This window comes from Paenibacillus aceris, from assembly GCF_017874035.1.
Lineage (GTDB): Bacteria > Bacillota > Bacilli > Paenibacillales > NBRC-103111 > Paenibacillus_E > Paenibacillus_E aceris.
The window spans coordinates 70,145-86,479 of record NZ_JAGGKV010000018.1; the positions used below are offsets into that span (position 1 = coordinate 70,145).

Below are 16,335 nucleotides of genomic sequence, written 5' to 3' on the forward strand. Positions count from 1 at the left end.
TCGGTTGCTTCCTATGGAACCTTTCAGCGCTGCAGTTCCACTCTCTGAAGGGCATTCCGCCTACTACTCCCTATCAACGTTTCCAATATTACTCAAAAGGATTACATCATATGATAACGAACATTTGAAATAGAGTCAATATATCAATCCAGTATTACCGATTATAAGTAAAATATGCTGTCGCCAAAAAAGTTGTTACGACAAAAAAATAAGAGCCCCCAGCCGCGAAAGCAGCCAGAGGCTCTTGTTTATGTATCCAGTCTATCTGGGTAGATAAATAACCTGCCCTGCTGAAATCTCCTGATCACCCAGTCTGTTCAAAAGCTGCAGCTCACGCGGATTGATCTGATAGCGCTTGGCAATCGTCTCCAACGTTTCTTCCTTTTGAACGATGCACATTTTCAGCTTTCTAAATTCCTGCGAATTCGTCTGGCTTTGCAGAAACAGACGTTTCCACTCGACGGCGTCTATCCGTGCCTCCTCGGCAAGCGCGGCTTGCGCTTCTTCCTCCGCCCGCCTCTTGTCCGTAAGGTAGGAGCCCGCTTTTGAGAGCAACGATTTGAGGCCGTACGGGTTGAGGTCGACAGCCTCATTGGCCTTTTTACCGAATGCAACCTTGAGATCCTTCTTCTCTTCCGTAACCACCGTGCTGTCCGAATGGGGTGTCACCTTCAATTCGGTTTGTTCAATCTCAACGACGGCGGATCCGCCGTCATCATACTCATCTTCCTCAATGGCAGGCGGTGAAGGCTGCGAAGGAGGCGAAGACATAGGCTCTTCATTAATTGGCATTGGCACGGGCGTCGGTTGAACCATTGGCTGCTCTACCTGTGGACTGAACTGCGAATACGGCATTGGGATCGGTTCATTTGTCGGAGCTTCCTGAACCGGCTGTGCGGGATTCACGGGAGGCGGCTCGTACCGTGGGAAATCAACTTCATGCACGAACGTAACTTCCTCTTCTTCCTTCCAGCTCTCTACCGGAGCAGATACAATTTCAACGCCTTGCAGAGATAGCACACCTGTCACATTCAAGCTTCTCGAAGATAACAAATCAATGTCAAAATTCTCAATATCCACTTGAATATCTTCCACGCGATGAATGCGATTTAAGGGTAGTGTGATTTCCACCGGAATCAAATGCTCAAGTAGTCTGGGTGCTCCCCCTTCTTCACTGGCATAATTGCCTGTAAGCAGCAAATTCCCTTTCAGTATCGCTTGATCATCCAAAGTAAGCACCTGAATGTGAGGAACCAATTCTACATCATTCAACTCTTGTATTCCCGCCAAATCCTCTTGCAAATGAACGCGTTCATAGATATCGAATCTTAGACCTGGTTGTTGTTCAGACACCGGATTAATCCTCCCTTCCATCAAACCCGGATGCCGGAGGGCATTCTCGGATTGCTGGGCCATTTACTTGTTTGTCTTTCTAAGTATATGGGTGGAGAGGGCATGGCATGACTACATTTTTGTTGTTGCCTCGACTTTGTCCAATAATTGCTGGAAATCAAGTGGCAAAGGAGCATGAACCTCGATCGACTTTTGTGTGACCGGATGCTCGAACGTAAGCTTTTCCCCATGCAGCGCTTGGCGGTGAAAATAGCGGGTTGAACCGCCATATAAGGCATCCCCCGCAAGCGGATGCCCCAGGTGGCTTAAGTGGACTCGAATCTGATGCGTCCGGCCTGTTTCCAGCTCCAACTCTACCAGTGCTGCATTTTTCAGCTGGCGAATCACCCGGTAATGCGTCACCGCTTGATCTCCGCCAGGAGCAACTCTCCGCTTTCCGGAATGATGACGGTCTTTGCCGATAGGTGCATCTATGGTCCCTTGGTTCTTTCTGAATATGCCCTCTGCTACGGCCACATAACGTCTATCAATCCGTTTATCACGCATGGCTTCATCAAGCAGGACATGAGCCCATTCATTTTTGGCATATAAAACAGCCCCGGTCGTATCTTGATCTAAACGATGAATATGCCGCACAGCGCAGGCTTGACCCGTCGATTCGTAGTAGTAGGCGACTGCAGAAGCAAGCGTACCGCCTTGACCTGCTTCCGAAGGATGAACAGACATGCCTGCCGGTTTATTGACGACCAGACAGAAATCATCCTCATAGAGGACGTCAATATCATGCTGTTCCGCTCTGAAAGCAGCCTCTTCTTTCGGAAATACGTGAAGTCTCACCAGCTCGTCTTGCACTCGGATAAGGCCTTTGGATGCTAGGCGCAAAAAGTACTTGCGCGGCACGGGCAGCAAAGCTGCAATTTCCTCTACAGCCCCTGGCCTCAAGGGCTTCCACGCCGCATTTGGAAGAGGCAGCTCCAACCATTCCCCACTGCGTTTCCACTCTGTCATGAACGCGACCCTCTATGAAAAGAAAATACAATAGCTAGCAGGATTAATAGAAAGATGAAGGTCAAAAACATTAAATCTATAGGAAAATCAAAAAAATAGTATCGTTTCATGGATCAATAACTCCTTAAGGATATTGGATGGGCGTACACTTTATTTTAACAATTACCAATATCAATTGCATGTGAAAATATGATAATATAAGTCTAGTATTGATTTTTTTCGACATTGAATCATCAAATAGAATACTAGAGCAGGAGAGGGACAACTTGGGTAGTTCAATTTTAGAACATTTTCGCAGTTATAGTTGGTTAAAGCGCACTTTACTTGTTATTGCGGTATGTACATTCCTTAGTTCAAGTTTTTTATATCTGACCCCGCCAGGGACATTTATTCGCGAGTATTTAGCCAAGACGGTCATCACCACGCAGCATCGGGATTGGGCTTGGATTTTCGTAGGCGCACAGCGCAGAGATCAGATGGTTCTTGAAATGCAAAATTTGACCGAAGTCAACTCGGTTGAAAAGCAAGACTTGCATGCCGTTCAATTTAATACAAATCGTCCTATTGAAAGTCTCGTTAAGGTCGAGGATATTTCCGGTCAATTCTGGAAAGGCAAAAAGATGTATGTCTACGATCCGCGCACCATTCGCGTTGTCGTTCCTGCTAAGCAAGGTGAAGGCGAACGAATCACATCCATGGTTCAGCGCACAGGCGCTGTCGCGGGCGTAAATGGCGGAGGATTTAACGATCCGGACGGTCTAGGAAACGGCTTTGCCCCAATTGGAGCTATTATGTCCGGCGGAGAAATTCTTTATACCGACCAAGAAGGCAGCATTCCACAGCACATTGTAGGCTTTACCAAAGAAGGCACACTTATTATCGGGAAATATACGATTGACGATCTGTTGAAGCTCGGCGTCACGGATGCCGTTTCATTCTATCCGCGCGTTATCGCAAACGGCAAGCCATTGATTACGAGCGGTGACGGCGGCTGGGGACGAGCACCTCGTACAGCTGTCGGCCAAAAAGCGGACGGTACTGTCATCTTCATCGTTATCGACGGCCGTCAAACCCACAGCGTAGGCGCAACGCTTAAGGAAGTACAAGATATCTTCCTGGCTGATGGCGTCATCAACGCCGGTTTCTTGGATGGCGGAGCCTCTTCCGAGATGGTGTACAACGATGAGTTGATTACGAAGCCTTCCAGCCGATACGGTGAGCGCCGCTTACCTTCTGCTTTTCTCGTTTTCGATCATCCGGAAGATGTGGTCGTGAAGAACGTTTGGGCGGGTCTTACAACCATCGATCCTGGCGGTGCTTACGATCATCCTGATTTCTTGAAAGAACAAGCAGAGAAGAAAGCAAACCCACCTAAAGCAACACCAAAACCTTCAACAACGCCAACACCGTCAAACAAACCTGAATCCAGCAATGAGACAGGCAAGAATGGCGGCGGAACAACGCAGCGTCCTTCAGAATCGGATAACGGTTCTGTCAAACCAAGTCCGACGGCGAAGCCGCAAACTACACCGTCGCCAACACCGACACCAACGCCACCAGCTTCGGGAACACCGACTCCTACACCAGGAAACGGCGGCGGAACAACAGGTACAGGAGGCTCCACTACAGGAGCTTCCTCAACACCTAAACCGAGCGCAACGCCAACACCGAACCCTAGCACAACGCAAGGACAAAGCCAGCAAGGAAACGGCAATGAGGCTAACCCCTCCCAGCCAGCGGCTAGCTCGCCGCCCAAAACAAGCTAATTGCTACATAGGATTGCAAAAGAGGCTGTATCCGAAGTCATCACTGATGATGACTCGGATACAGCCTCTTTCTTATTAGACATGTAAGAATTCAGGTAGCGCGGGCAGATTTGGGAACTACAGGGTGCTATTTTGCCAAAAACGGTTCTGTGTGCGAGGGAGAGGGAACCAGGGTCCGCTATTCTCCCATTGTAAACAGATATTTATGCGATAGGGTGAAATAAGGCCTTGCAGTTCCCCTCCAGCCCTTGGATTTCTGCTTTTCGTCTAAATAAAGGAATGGCGTTCCCTTATTTAGGACGTTGCATCCGTGCGCTCGTCGGAGTACAGTCGTTCCAGCCACATAGGCATAGGCTAGCTCCGCAAAACTAACCTACAATCGCTTTAACGCCTCACGGTGCGCTTCAATCGTCGCCTCAATGTCATCATCCGTGTGTGCCGTGGATACGAACATGCCTTCAAACTGCGAAGGTGCAACTGAAACGCCCAAATCAAGCAAATGACCAAAGTAAGCGTTAAATTTAGCTAAATCCGACATTTTCGCCGTCTCGTAATTCGTAACCTTCAGCTCGGTGAAGAACGGACAAACCATTGAGCCAACCCGATTTATCGTACTTGCGACACCAAATTCTGCCGCATTCCGTGCAAAGCCGGATTCAAGCATCGCGGATTTGCGCTCCAGCTCCTCGTACACATTCGGCTCGCCCAATAGGGACAATGTCGCAAAACCGGCAGCCATTGCTAACGGATTTCCGGACAGCGTACCCGCTTGGTAGATCGGACCCGCAGGAGCCATCTGCTCCATAATGTCCAGACGGCCTCCATAAGCGCCTACAGGGAGTCCTCCGCCTATAACCTTACCCAGACAAGTTAAGTCCGGTGTAACGCCGTACAGGCCTTGTGCGCAGTTCTTGTGCACCCGGAAGCCTGTCATTACTTCATCAAAAATAAGCAAGGATCCATATTGCTTCGTCGTTTCACGCAGACCTTCCAAGAATCCTGGAGCCGGAGGGACAACGCCCATATTCCCAGCGATGGGTTCAACGATCAGAGCGGCGATTTCTTCACCGAACTTCTCAAACACCAATTTCACAGAATCCAAATCATTGTAAGGCACTGTGATCGTATTCGTGGCTACACTGCTAGGGACGCCTGGACTGTCAGGCAAGCCAAGTGTCGCAACGCCGGAACCGGCTTTGATCAGCAGAGAATCTGCGTGGCCATGGTAGCTGCCTTCGAACTTGACGATCTTGTCCCGTTTCGTAAATCCACGGGCTAACCGTAATGCGCTCATCGTCGCTTCCGTCCCTGAATTCACCATGCGGACCATATCAATCGACGGCACGCGGTCAATAACCAGCTTCGCCATTTGCGTCTCGAGCAGTGTGGGAGCGCCAAAGCTCGTTCCCTTCTCGGCAGTCGCTTTTATCGCTTCCAACACGACAGGATGGGCATGCCCTACAATAAGCGGTCCCCAGGAGCCTACATAATCAATAAACGTGTTGCCGTCAATATCCGTGACGCGGGAACCAAAGCCTTTTTCCATGAATAAAGGAGTCAATCCAACTGATTTGAAGGCGCGAACAGGACTGTTGACACCTCCGGGAATTACCTTCTTGGATTCTTGAAATGCGGCTGATGAGCGCGTGTCGATTCTATTCGAATTTCCCATACTTTCATACCCCCGTTAAACGTTCTATGTTAAACTGTCAAAATCTTCACAACCGGTATCGCCGGCGAGGAAAAATCTCGATATAGAGAAAAAAACAAATCTTGGCCATCTCCCCTTCTGACTTCAAGTTGGATCTGGCCAAGCGGTATTAGACGGAACCGGCTGGTACAGCAGGCTCCTTAGCGGACTGAAGGATACGGTCTGCAAGCTGCCATGCCGCCTCTTTTCCCTGCCTGATGCAGTCAGGAAGACCGACGCCATGGAATCCCGCACCCGTTACCAAAACCTGCGGCATCGCCGTCTCCAGCTCTTCGCGGAAGCGCGCGATCTGCTCCAAATGGCCTACCGGGTATTGGGGCATGGAATGCATAAGCCGCGTTACTTCGGTAAACAGAGGCTCAGCCGTTAAACCAAGCAAGCTGCGCAGATCGTGACGCGCTTTGCTGATCAATTGCTCATCCGACCATGCTGGCCACTCCTGCTCTCCAGATCGGCCAATGTAGCAACGCAGCAGCACCTTGCCATCGGGTGCAGTATGGAGCCATTTGGCGGAGGTTAACGTGCACGCTGTGATCGTACTGCCTTCATTCCTCGGAACCAGAAAGCCCGAAGCATCCAGTTCAAACGGAATATCTTTGCGGTCAAATGCCATAATGACATTGGCCACGGAAATATAATCAATTTTCTTCAATTCGCTTGCTGCCGGGAAGTGAGGTATCATCTGGGCAACCTGATAGGCCTGTGACGTTAGAATAACGCCATCAACGATTTCGCTGCGGCCATCTTCAAATATCACCTCAGCTTGCCGCTCCAACTGCCGAACGGAAGCAACCCCTACTCCTGTGCGCAAGTCGGCTGACTCGAGCGCGGCGACTAAGCCGGAGACGAGCGTCTGCAGCCCTTTTTTGAACGTCACGAAAACGGAATTCCGGATGGCCGAAGGCAAGTGCGCCGTTTCTTCAGAAACGTTCTTGCGGCTCGCCATCATCCCTAGGATCAAGCTTCGATGCTTCTGCTCCATCATCCGAAACTGAGGGAACGTAGATTTCAGGCTGAGCTTGAACGTATCCCCGGCATAAATGCCCGCTAACAACGGTTCCACAATGCGTTCCAGCACTTCCTTGCCTAATCGTCGCTCCAAGAAGTGTCCCAGAGACTCATCGCTCGTCACCTCACGCTTAGGGAGAACTAGATCTAGTGCCGCCCTCAGTTTGCCTAACGGAGAAATGAGGCCCGTCTTCATGAACGGAGTCATTTGTGTGGGAATGCCGAGCACTAATCCAGGCGGCATGCGATGAAGCTTGCCTTGACGCACGATATAGGTCTTCTTGGCCTTAGGATTCGTCCCGGTAAGTTCATGCTCGAGTCCGAGATCATACGCCAAGTCAATAATGGGCCGTTTCCGAGCAAGGAAAGAGTCTGGCCCCTTTTCAATCACGAAGCCCTCTTTCTCAAGCGTACGAATTTTCCCGCCAAAAGCAGGCGACTTCTCTACAACCGAAATTCGAAAGGGAGAACCCTCTGATTCTAACCGTTTCTTTAAATAAAAAGCAGCGCTAAGCCCAGTGATCCCCCCGCCAACAATCATGTAGTGAGGAATATGGGTACTCATGACCGTTCACTAACTTCATGCCATTTCGTATAAACAACATCGCTTAGCGTTTGCATGTATAGAGGATCGGTATTAAGCGATTCAGTTCGTTCCAAATGCAGGCCAAGCTCCTTAGCCAAAGCTTGCGCTTCAATATCGATATCGTAAAGAACCTCCAAATGATCGGAAACGAAACCGATCGGACAAAGCAGAACGTTCTTTACGCCTTCTTCTTTGTGAATTTGCTGCAGGACATCCAGAATGTCTGGTCCAAGCCAAGGCATTGCCGTTTGGCCTGCGCTCTGCCAACCGAATTGCCAGTTCGTCAACCCTACACGCTCCGCGATGACTTTCGAGGTGGCAAGCAATTGGTCCGGGTATGGGTCCTTCATTTCAAGAATTTTCTCCGGCAGGCTGTGCGCTGTGAAGATCACTCGGATGTCGCTGCGCTGCGCATCGCTGAACTTCGTTAATGCTTTATCTACCCGCGTGCTCAGTGCATCAATCAGCTTAGGATGAAGGTGATAGTCTAAGACAAAGCTCATTTTAAGCCCTTGCTCCTCTGCCTTTTCCTTCGCTCTTTTCACATAGCCGCCAACGCTCATAGTCGAGTAATGAGGCGCCAGAACGACACCTACAGCCTCCGTAATCCCGTCTTTGACCATTTGCACTACTCCGTCTTCTACATACGGCTGAGCATGCTTCAGGCCTTGGTAGCACACAAACTCCACTTCCGGATGTTCGGTGCGCAATGTGTCCTCAAGCCCCTTAACCTGCTTATTCGTATTCTCGCGCAGCGGGAAGAACCCTCCAACAATCGCTTCATACCGTGCTGTTAATTCGTGCAGTTGCTCGGGAGTTGGCGGAGATCCGCGTCTAATATGTGTGTAATACGCTTCCACTTGATCCAGGCTTTCCGGAGTCCCGTAAGACATGACTAATACACCAACGCGACGTTTGGTCATCCTAAACACCACTCTTTTCTGCTTGTTGAGTTAACACGGAATGCGAGTACGCGTGAATGAATGCTGTCAAATCTTTGAGCTTTTCAAGCGATGCTTCCGGGAATAATCCGTGCCCCAGGTTGAAAATATAACCCGGCTTCTTCATTCCCTCATCCATGATGGCTTTCGCCTGCTGTTCAATCACGTGCATGGGAGCCGTCAAAACATAAGGATCCAAGTTTCCTTGCACGGCAAAACGCTCGCCAACCCGCTCACGGCCTACCGAGATCGGAATACGCCAATCCAGACCAATGACATCGGCTTGCAGGTCTTTCAAATAAGGCAGCAATTCGCCTGAGCTTACGCCAGGGAAATAAATTTTTGGCTCCTTCAAAGAGGAAAGCTCCTTGAAAATACGTTCCATCGTTGGCAGCACATACAGCTTGAAATCGGCTGGTGAAAGCGCGCCTACCCAGCTGTCGAACACTTGAACCGCTTTTGCGCCCGCTGCGATATGCGCTTTTAAATATGTAATCACCATATCTCCGAGCTTGTCCATTAACGCAAACCAAACAGCAGGCTCAGCGTACATGAGCTGTTTTGTGCGAATATAGCTTTTGGATGGTCTCCCTTCGATCAAGTAACTGGCAATCGTAAATGGCGCGCCCGCAAAAGAAATGAGCGGGACTTCGAGCTCTTTGTCTAAAATCCGAATGGTCTCAATGATATGCGATAAATCTTTCTCCACATCAATTGGGCGCAAACGTTCAACATCCTGTGCATTCCGAACCGGCGTATGAATAACAGGACCAACATCCTTGACAATATCAAAATCTATCCCAAGCGAAGCCACGGGATTCATAATGTCCGAATATAAAATTGCCGCATCAACACCTAGTTTCTTAATCGGCATCATTGTAACTTCTGCAGCAAGCTCTGGCTGTTTGCAAATTTCGAGCAATGTATACTTCTCTTTAATCTTGCGATAATCCGGGTCGTAACGTCCGGCTTGACGCATATACCAGACAGGCAGCGTATTCACCTGTTCCTTCCGGCATGCTTTAATAAAATTGTCGTTATAGCTCATGAGGCACCTTCCTCTGGTTTCCATCTATTCTCATTCATTATGCCCTAATTATACCCCTGTCACAACCGACGTAAGCTCACGTTTTGCGACAATAGTATGACAAAAGAACCATCCGCGTCTAGCTGGGCAGCAGCTCAATTTCCTCGGGAAACTGCTCGGCTGCGCCTTCTAGGATGAATGGTTCTAATCATTTGTTTCAATTAGCTGTTCTTCAGATAGCGGGCGATATCTTTAGCAAAATAAGTCAAGATAATATCAGCGCCAGCGCGCTTGAAGCTCAGCATCGTTTCCATTACGATCGCTTCTTCATTCACCCAACCTTGCAATGCAGCCGCCTTAATCATGGAATACTCGGCACTCACATTGTAAGCCACAACCGGTAGGTCGAAATTATCTTTGAGCATTCGAATGATGTCCATGTAAGCAAGTGCCGGCTTCACCATTAAGAAGTCAGCGCCTTCCACAACATCGCTCTCCGCTTCGCGCAGCGCCTCTCTGCCGTTGGCTGGATCCATTTGATACGTTTTGCGATCACCGAATTGCGGCGTGGAATGAGCAGCATCCCGGAATGGGCCGTAATAGGCGGATGCATATTTCACCGAGTACGCCATAATCGGAGTATTCTCATAGCCAGCTTCATCCAGACCTGACCGAATGGCATGAACGTAACCGTCCATCATATTGGATGGAGCAATGATATCCGCGCCTGCTTTCGCTTGGGAAACCGCTGTGCGAACAAGCAGTTCCAGAGATGGATCATTCGCCACATCGGCTGCCCCCGTTACCGGGTGATGATGAATAACGCCACAGTGGCCTGTATCCGTAAATTGGCATAGGCACGTATCCGCAATGATGAGCAAATTCGGGTTCAATTCTTTAATAAAACGGGTCGCTTGCTGCACGATACCGTCTTCCATGTACGCGGATGTGCCTTTTGCGTCTTTGTGATCAGGAACCCCGAACAAGAGAATAGCTTGAATTCCCAGTGATGTAATTTCGTCGATCTCAGCTTTCAGCATGTCCAGCGACAAATGATAAACACCAGGCATTGAAGCAATTTCTGACTTTACGTTGGTGCCGTGTGTAACAAAAATCGGCTGTACCAAGTCATTGACCGTTACTTGATTTTCACGAACTAGATTACGAATAGCTGCATTACCGCGTAAGCGGCGGTTACGAACAACGGGGAAACTCATGAGGATTCCGCCTCCTTATTGGCTAGGCAATCCGACATAGCTTCAACTTCTGCCGGATGCCTTTTATTTAGGTTGAATCATGCTTTGAACGAGTGAAGCAACTGTGGCCTCTTCGGCCATATACGTAATCGGCAGCCCATATTGACGTACCGTATCTGCGGTTTTGGGTCCGATACAAGCAATTTCAACACCTTGAAGCAAGGATACTGGCTCTTCAATTCCTAACTGTTTCAAGGCTTCTATCAAATTCGTAACGGTGGATGAGCTTGTAAAAGTTATGATATGAATGCTTTGATTTTGAAGCAAATGAATGACTTCAGCACCGTCTTCTGTGGTGAGTACGTTCTCGTATACGTCTACCTCAGCAACTTGCAAACCTAGCTCGCGAAGTTTAGCCGGTAAATAATCACGTGCCAAATCTGCTGTTGGTAAAAGAACCTTCTGACCTTTTAACAAATCGGATTGAATCGCCTCAAGCATGTCTTCCGCCTGAAACTTACTTGGAAGTACATCTGCGATAATTCCTCGCTCGGCGAGCGCTTCGGCTGTTTTGGGGCCTACGGCAGCAATGCGGGCATTGCCCATACGGCGAATATCGATCCCTAGCTGGCGCAAACGGTTGAAGAAAAATTCTACCCCATTCACACTTGTCAATAGAATCCAATCGAAAGTATGCAATTCACCTAAAGCTTCATCCAAGGCACGCTGAGCTTCAGGACGGCTTGGCGGCTGCAGCTTGATCACTGGGAATTCGACCGCTTCTCCCCCCAGATCGTCGATCAAATCAACAAGCTCGCTCGCTTGACTTCTTGCCCGGGTCACCAGAATTCGGCGGCCAAAAAGCGGCTTCTTCTCGACCCAAGCCAGCTTCTCGCGCAGCTTCACAACTTCACCGACAATAATGACTGCGGGTGACTTGAATTCGGCTTCTTTTACTTTGTTCGTAATGTCAGCCAAGGTTCCTGTGATGGTCGCTTGATCTGCCCAGGTGCCCCACCTAACAAGCGCAACCGGTGTTTCCGGCGATTTGCCGCAGCGTATTAATTCCCGGCAAATTTGTTCAAGATTTGCGACACCCATCAAGAAAACCATCGTGCCAATGGCTTTGGCCAAGTGCTCCCAGTCCAAACCGGAGTACGTTTTATTCGGATACTCGTGCCCAGTAATAATTGCGAACGACGAAGTAAAATCACGATGTGTTACCGGAATTCCCGCATACGCCGGAACGGCGATCGATGACGTGATGCCCGGGATGATATCGAACGTCACATCATGCTCCGCCAGCAGCTCCGCTTCCTCGCCTACCCGCCCGAAAACGCTGGGATCGCCACCCTTCAGACGGGTCACGACTTTTCCTTGTAAGGCCAGATCTACGAGCAAATGATTGATTTCTTCTTGCTTTAATATATGCTTGTCCGGAAGCTTGCCAACAAAAATAAGCTCAGCGTCCGGTCTGCGATGCTTAAGTAAACGAGGATTGGCCAGACGGTCATAGACAATGACATCCGCCTTCTGAATAGCTTCCATGCCACGAACCGAGATTAGCTTTGGGTCACCCGGACCCGCACCAACGAGATAAACTCTCCCTTTGTTCAAGCGGTTCACTCCCTTACCTCAGCCAGAATACGCTCAGCGCCTTGCGCGATCAGCTTGTCCGCAATGAGCTCGCCCAGCGCTTCCGGATCGCTCCCGGAAGCCGTCTCCTTCAGCATGGTCGCGCCATCCGGCGTTCCGACCATGCCCGTCAGCGTCAGCAGCGGCGTATCAAGCCCGCTGCCGGCTTCGCTTACGCTCGCGTAAGCGCCGAGCGGCACCTGGCAGCCTCCATTGAGTCTGCCGAGGAAAGCCCGCTCTGCTCGCACCGCGAGCGCAGTAGGCTCATGCTGGAACTTGCCCAGCAGGTCCAGCATGAACGTGTCGCCGCCCCGGCACTCGATGCACAGCGCCCCCTGCCCTACGGCAGGGAGGCACTCTTCGGGCGGCAAGTACGCGCTGATGCGATCCTGCCAGCCGATCCGGTGCAAACCGGCCGCGGCAAGCATGATCGCATCGAAGTTCTCTTCATCGAGCTTGCGCAGCCTCGAATCGATGTTACCGCGGACCGACTCGATGCGGAGGTCCGGGCGGAGATGCTGCAGCTGGCTGGCGCGGCGCAGCGAACTGGTGCCGACGAGCGCGCCCAGCGGCAGCTCTTGCAGGGAGCGGTATCCGCGTGTGATGAGCGCATCGCGCGCGTCTTCACGCTTCGGAATCGCTCCTACGACTAGCCCTTCGGGAAGCTCGAAGGGCATATCTTTCATGCTGTGGACGGCCATGTCAATCTCGCCGTCTACAAGCGCTTGTTCGATTTCTTTGACGAACAGGCCTTTGCCGCCTACCTTGGACAACGTGACGTCCAGGATGCGGTCGCCCTTCGTGACAATTTTCTTTATTTCAAATTGACAAGCAATCCCGTGCTCTGCTGCAAGCTGCTTTAATAGCTCTACCACCTGTCCCGTCTGCGTCATGGCCAAAGCACTTTGTCTAGTTCCTACAATAATGGTCTTCATCTCTACCCGCCTCCCTATACTTGCTGCCCGAAATCATTAATCGCTGACCATGAAGGCCGGTCTGTATTCGCTTGACCTGCTTCTTCAGTCGGCCAAGGTTCTTTCTCTATAGCTATGTAGAGCTTGTCCTTCCAGCTCTCGAACGTGCCTGCGCGTATTTTGGCCAGCACATCCCATTCCAGCATCTCTTTAAACATTCGTTGTCTCGCTTGCTTATCCGCTACTTTACTTTGAACGAGATGACGCACCTCGCTAAGAAAATCAAGGTAAGCTGCGTACTCCTCGCCATAATTATAATCGAGTTCTCGAGCGATTTTACGAGCCGCAGACGGACTGGCACCTCCCGTAGAAACAGCAATCACCAGTTTTCCTCTACGTACAACGGAAGGTTGAATATAAGAACTAAGTTCAGGCTGGTCAACGACGTTGACCAGTTTACCCTGCTTCGTTGCTAGCCCATGGACCTGCGCGTTAACTTCAGTATCGTTCGTCGCCGCCACAATAAGCGTATAGGGCATCAAATGATCGCCTGTCATCATAGACGGATGAAACGTCTGCCTGTGCAGTACCACTTCCGGGTTTTTTGCGATTTCGGATAATCCCGCCGTGAATTCCATGCTGACAACCGTCACGTGGGCTCCTGCCTCGAGAAGCGATAGCACTTTACGTTCAGCTATCGGCCCGCCGCCGACAACCAGACACTGCCTGCCAGTCAGATTCACCATAATCGGGTACGGATGCTTCATGTTCATGAACTCCAAATCCAGTCATGGAAGCCTGATACCAGATTGGAAACAACGAAGTTCAGAACAACAATGAGAAAAGCTGCAAGGTTCCACGCGGCTAACTTAAAGCCTGAAATCCGCATCGACTTCTGTTGAAATAAATAGAACGCATAAGCAGCCAGTACAAAAAAGGAATTGATCACTTTAGGATCGTAAAGCAAGTTATGATTCCCTTCCAGTACCACCCAAACCACGCCGAGGCTTAGCGCCATAAGAAGCAACGGAGCCCCGATAATAACGGAAAAATACGTATAATGCTCAATTTTCTCAAGGGAAGGCAGTCGCATAACCGTCTGGGAAAACTTTTTGGCCTTCAACATACTGTGTAAAAACACATACATGCAAGAGAAGATAGCTGCAATGGAGAAAGCCGCGTAACTGCCAATCGCCAGAGTAATATGTATAAATAATAGCTCGTCGTTGATGTCCCAACCAGCTTTGATTGGCATTACGTGCGGATTTCCGAAGATGTTTAAGGCTAGAATTGCAAAACCGAGCACATTCACAAAAAACACAAACAGTTCGATACGGAAAAATCGATTAACCAATAATGAAATCGTCACAATCAGCCACGAAAACATAAATAGGACGTCCGACCGGGCAAATGCCCATTCTGTCAAATGACCGTACAAATTAATAACTAAGTAAGCGGTCTGCAGAACCCATACAAACAAAAGCAGCCCCGTCCCCATCCGTTTCGCGCTCCGGTTCGCATTCGCGAAGTCCGAAAAGTAAAACAATAGGCTCAGGGCATACATATAAATCATCGCATCAAACAACCAGCTACGAGTTACCATGGCACCTCTCCTAGGCGATTAGCGCCTTTTTTCTCAAGATTTTGCCAGAATATCCGCGGTTTGTAAACCGCGCACGGACAACTTATCTTCCAGCAGCTGTTTAGCTTCCAGCGCTTTTTGCCCAGATTCCATCTCTTGTGCTAACTGATTGGCTTGCTCTTGTTGTTCAAGTGTCTCTTCGAGGGCAAAAAGTTTCGTGAAGAGCTCAAGCGCTTCTTCCCCGTGACGTTCTCCTGCCATTTCCTTAATGCGCAGGATCGGGTCACGCAGCACTTGGTTCACGATGCTTTTCGTTAATTTTCGAATAACTTTAATTTCACGGTCATCGAGATCAGGCAGCTTATTCAACATGCTCTCCATCGTCTCTTCGTGAATCTGGCTTGCTTTGGCCTGAAGGGCATTAATAACCGGACTTACGCCGAGTGTCTTTGTCCATTGTTCAAACACACCTATTTCCGATTCAATCATCGTCTCAATCTTGGCCGCTTCTTTCTTTCTCTCTTGCAAATGTTTATCTACGATATGCTCCAGATCATCAATATCGTAAAGAAACACATTCGGTAAATCGCTGATTTGCGGATCCAGATCACGAGGCACGGCAATGTCCATCATAAACAGCGGACGTGATTTTCTCTTTTGGACATAAGATTGGATATCATTCTTGGTAAGGACATATCCAGGAGCACCTGTAGAGCTGATAATAATATCCACTTCCGGCAAATAATCAGCTATTTTTTCCATGGTACAAGGAATTCCGTTGAATTTCTCCGCCAGCTCAGCTGCACGCTCAAACGTACGATTCACAACAATAACCTTGTTGGCTCCGTTCGCATACAAGTGCTTAACCGTTAGTTCGCTCATCTTCCCAGCACCAATAATCATAACTGTTTTATTCATATAACTACCGAAAATTCTCTTGCCGAGCTCAACTGCCGCGTAGGAGACAGAAACGGGATTATTGCTAATGCCTGTTTCGGAATGCGCCTTTTTGGCAAGTGTAACCGATTGTTTAAACAACGTATTGAAATAAGCACCGGTCGCTTTCATTTTTTGAGACGATAAAAAAGCTTCCCGTACTTGTCCTAGAATTTGGGTTTCCCCGATCACCATAGAATCTAAACCGCTGGTTACGCGGAATAGATGCTCAATCGCCTTCTCATTTTCATGCATATATAAATGTTTCTGAAACTGATCTTTAGGAACTTGGAACCACCGTTCAATAAAATGCGTCAAATAATGACTGCACATCTGTGGTCGATCCACAACGGCGTAAATTTCCGTGCGATTGCAGGTGGCGACAATTACACATTCTAAAATACTTTTAGTATCTTTCAATTCTGTTAATGCGATCGGCAAATCCTGCTCGGCAAGAGCGAACTTCTCCCGAATTTCGACCGGAGCCGTACGATAATTTAAACCGACTGTTACAATATGCAAAGGTACCACCTGCCTTTCATTCATTTTCTATGTATCATTATAGCACAGCAAACTCTGCAATCCGACAAATTTTTTGTATAAATTATGAATGCTTCACTCTGATCGTTAGTTTTAACAGCAATCGGCTCCCGTATACCTGAACTGGCAAGA

The 16,335-nt window shown here is 49.1% G+C and carries 13 protein-coding genes; 1 reads left to right on the forward strand and 12 read right to left on the reverse strand.

Going from position 1 to position 16,335, the window contains the following annotated elements:
* Positions 1 to 261 precede the first annotated feature (261 nt).
* Positions 262 to 1,353: a LysM peptidoglycan-binding domain-containing protein gene (locus J2Z65_RS25885; protein WP_167069118.1), complete on the reverse strand. Its 1,092-nt coding sequence runs from the start codon at positions 1,351 to 1,353 to the stop codon at positions 262 to 264.
* Between the two features lie 111 nt (positions 1,354 to 1,464).
* Entirely contained in the window at positions 1,465 to 2,361 is an 897-nt protein-coding gene (locus J2Z65_RS25890; RefSeq protein WP_167069115.1) for an RluA family pseudouridine synthase, read from the reverse strand.
* Positions 2,362 to 2,627: 266 nt separating this feature from the next.
* Here J2Z65_RS25890 and J2Z65_RS25895 point away from each other — a divergent pair, with 266 nt between their 5' ends.
* Entirely contained in the window at positions 2,628 to 4,127 is a 1,500-nt protein-coding gene (locus J2Z65_RS25895) for a phosphodiester glycosidase family protein (RefSeq protein ID WP_167069113.1), read from the forward strand.
* 373 nt (positions 4,128 to 4,500) lie between these two features.
* On the opposite strand, the gene hemL is transcribed toward J2Z65_RS25895, so the two are convergent.
* From hemL to hemA, 10 genes are all read right to left on the reverse strand, one after another.
* Positions 4,501 to 5,799: a glutamate-1-semialdehyde 2,1-aminomutase gene (gene hemL / locus J2Z65_RS25900; RefSeq protein ID WP_167069110.1), complete on the reverse strand. Its 1,299-nt coding sequence runs from the start codon at positions 5,797 to 5,799 to the stop codon at positions 4,501 to 4,503.
* Positions 5,800 to 5,947: 148 nt separating this feature from the next.
* On the reverse strand, positions 5,948 to 7,411 hold the full coding sequence (hemG, locus tag J2Z65_RS25905) for a protoporphyrinogen oxidase (RefSeq protein ID WP_167069107.1): 1,464 nt from the start codon (positions 7,409 to 7,411) through the stop codon (positions 5,948 to 5,950).
* Positions 7,408 to 8,355: a ferrochelatase gene (gene hemH, locus J2Z65_RS25910; RefSeq protein ID WP_167069104.1), complete on the reverse strand. Its 948-nt coding sequence runs from the start codon at positions 8,353 to 8,355 to the stop codon at positions 7,408 to 7,410. Before hemH ends, hemG begins: the two co-directional genes overlap by 4 nt.
* A gap of 1 nt (position 8,356) precedes the next feature.
* Positions 8,357 to 9,421: a uroporphyrinogen decarboxylase gene (hemE, locus tag J2Z65_RS25915; RefSeq protein ID WP_167069101.1), complete on the reverse strand. Its 1,065-nt coding sequence runs from the start codon at positions 9,419 to 9,421 to the stop codon at positions 8,357 to 8,359.
* A 200-nt stretch (positions 9,422 to 9,621) separates the two neighbouring features.
* Positions 9,622 to 10,617, reverse strand: a complete 996-nt coding sequence (gene hemB / locus J2Z65_RS25920) for a porphobilinogen synthase (RefSeq protein ID WP_167069098.1) — start codon at positions 10,615 to 10,617, stop codon at positions 9,622 to 9,624.
* A gap of 63 nt (positions 10,618 to 10,680) precedes the next feature.
* Positions 10,681 to 12,213, reverse strand: coding sequence for a uroporphyrinogen-III C-methyltransferase (cobA, locus tag J2Z65_RS25925; RefSeq protein WP_167069095.1), 1,533 nt, complete (start codon positions 12,211 to 12,213; stop codon positions 10,681 to 10,683).
* Between the two features lie 5 nt (positions 12,214 to 12,218).
* Positions 12,219 to 13,166, reverse strand: a complete 948-nt coding sequence (gene hemC, locus J2Z65_RS25930; protein ID WP_167069092.1) for a hydroxymethylbilane synthase — start codon at positions 13,164 to 13,166, stop codon at positions 12,219 to 12,221.
* A gap of 14 nt (positions 13,167 to 13,180) precedes the next feature.
* Positions 13,181 to 13,912 (reverse strand): precorrin-2 dehydrogenase/sirohydrochlorin ferrochelatase family protein, encoded by a 732-nt coding sequence (locus J2Z65_RS25935; RefSeq protein WP_167069089.1) that lies wholly within the window; start codon positions 13,910 to 13,912, stop codon positions 13,181 to 13,183.
* A gap of 2 nt (positions 13,913 to 13,914) precedes the next feature.
* Positions 13,915 to 14,748, reverse strand: a complete 834-nt coding sequence (locus tag J2Z65_RS25940) for a cytochrome C assembly family protein (protein WP_167069086.1) — start codon at positions 14,746 to 14,748, stop codon at positions 13,915 to 13,917.
* Between the two features lie 33 nt (positions 14,749 to 14,781).
* Positions 14,782 to 16,185 (reverse strand): glutamyl-tRNA reductase, encoded by a 1,404-nt coding sequence (hemA, locus tag J2Z65_RS25945; protein WP_167069083.1) that lies wholly within the window; start codon positions 16,183 to 16,185, stop codon positions 14,782 to 14,784.
* Between the last annotated feature and the right edge of the window lie 150 nt (positions 16,186 to 16,335).

Excerpts from the sequence above, each read along its gene's own strand:
- hemH (WP_167069104.1), bottom strand. The coding sequence starts at position 8,355 with ATGACCAAACGTCGCGTTGGTGTATTAGTCATGTCTTACGGGACTCCG.
- hemG (WP_167069107.1), bottom strand. The coding sequence starts at position 7,411 with ATGAGTACCCATATTCCTCACTACATGATTGTTGGCGGGGGGATCACT.
- J2Z65_RS25940 (WP_167069086.1), bottom strand. The coding sequence starts at position 14,748 with ATGGTAACTCGTAGCTGGTTGTTTGATGCGATGATTTATATGTATGCC.
- hemB (WP_167069098.1), bottom strand. The coding sequence starts at position 10,617 with ATGAGTTTCCCCGTTGTTCGTAACCGCCGCTTACGCGGTAATGCAGCT.
- J2Z65_RS25935 (WP_167069089.1), bottom strand. The coding sequence starts at position 13,912 with ATGAAGCATCCGTACCCGATTATGGTGAATCTGACTGGCAGGCAGTGT.
- J2Z65_RS25890 (WP_167069115.1), bottom strand. The coding sequence starts at position 2,361 with ATGACAGAGTGGAAACGCAGTGGGGAATGGTTGGAGCTGCCTCTTCCA.
- hemE (WP_167069101.1), bottom strand. The coding sequence starts at position 9,421 with ATGAGCTATAACGACAATTTTATTAAAGCATGCCGGAAGGAACAGGTG.
- hemL (WP_167069110.1), bottom strand. The coding sequence starts at position 5,799 with ATGGGAAATTCGAATAGAATCGACACGCGCTCATCAGCCGCATTTCAA.
- hemC (WP_167069092.1), bottom strand. The coding sequence starts at position 13,166 with ATGAAGACCATTATTGTAGGAACTAGACAAAGTGCTTTGGCCATGACG.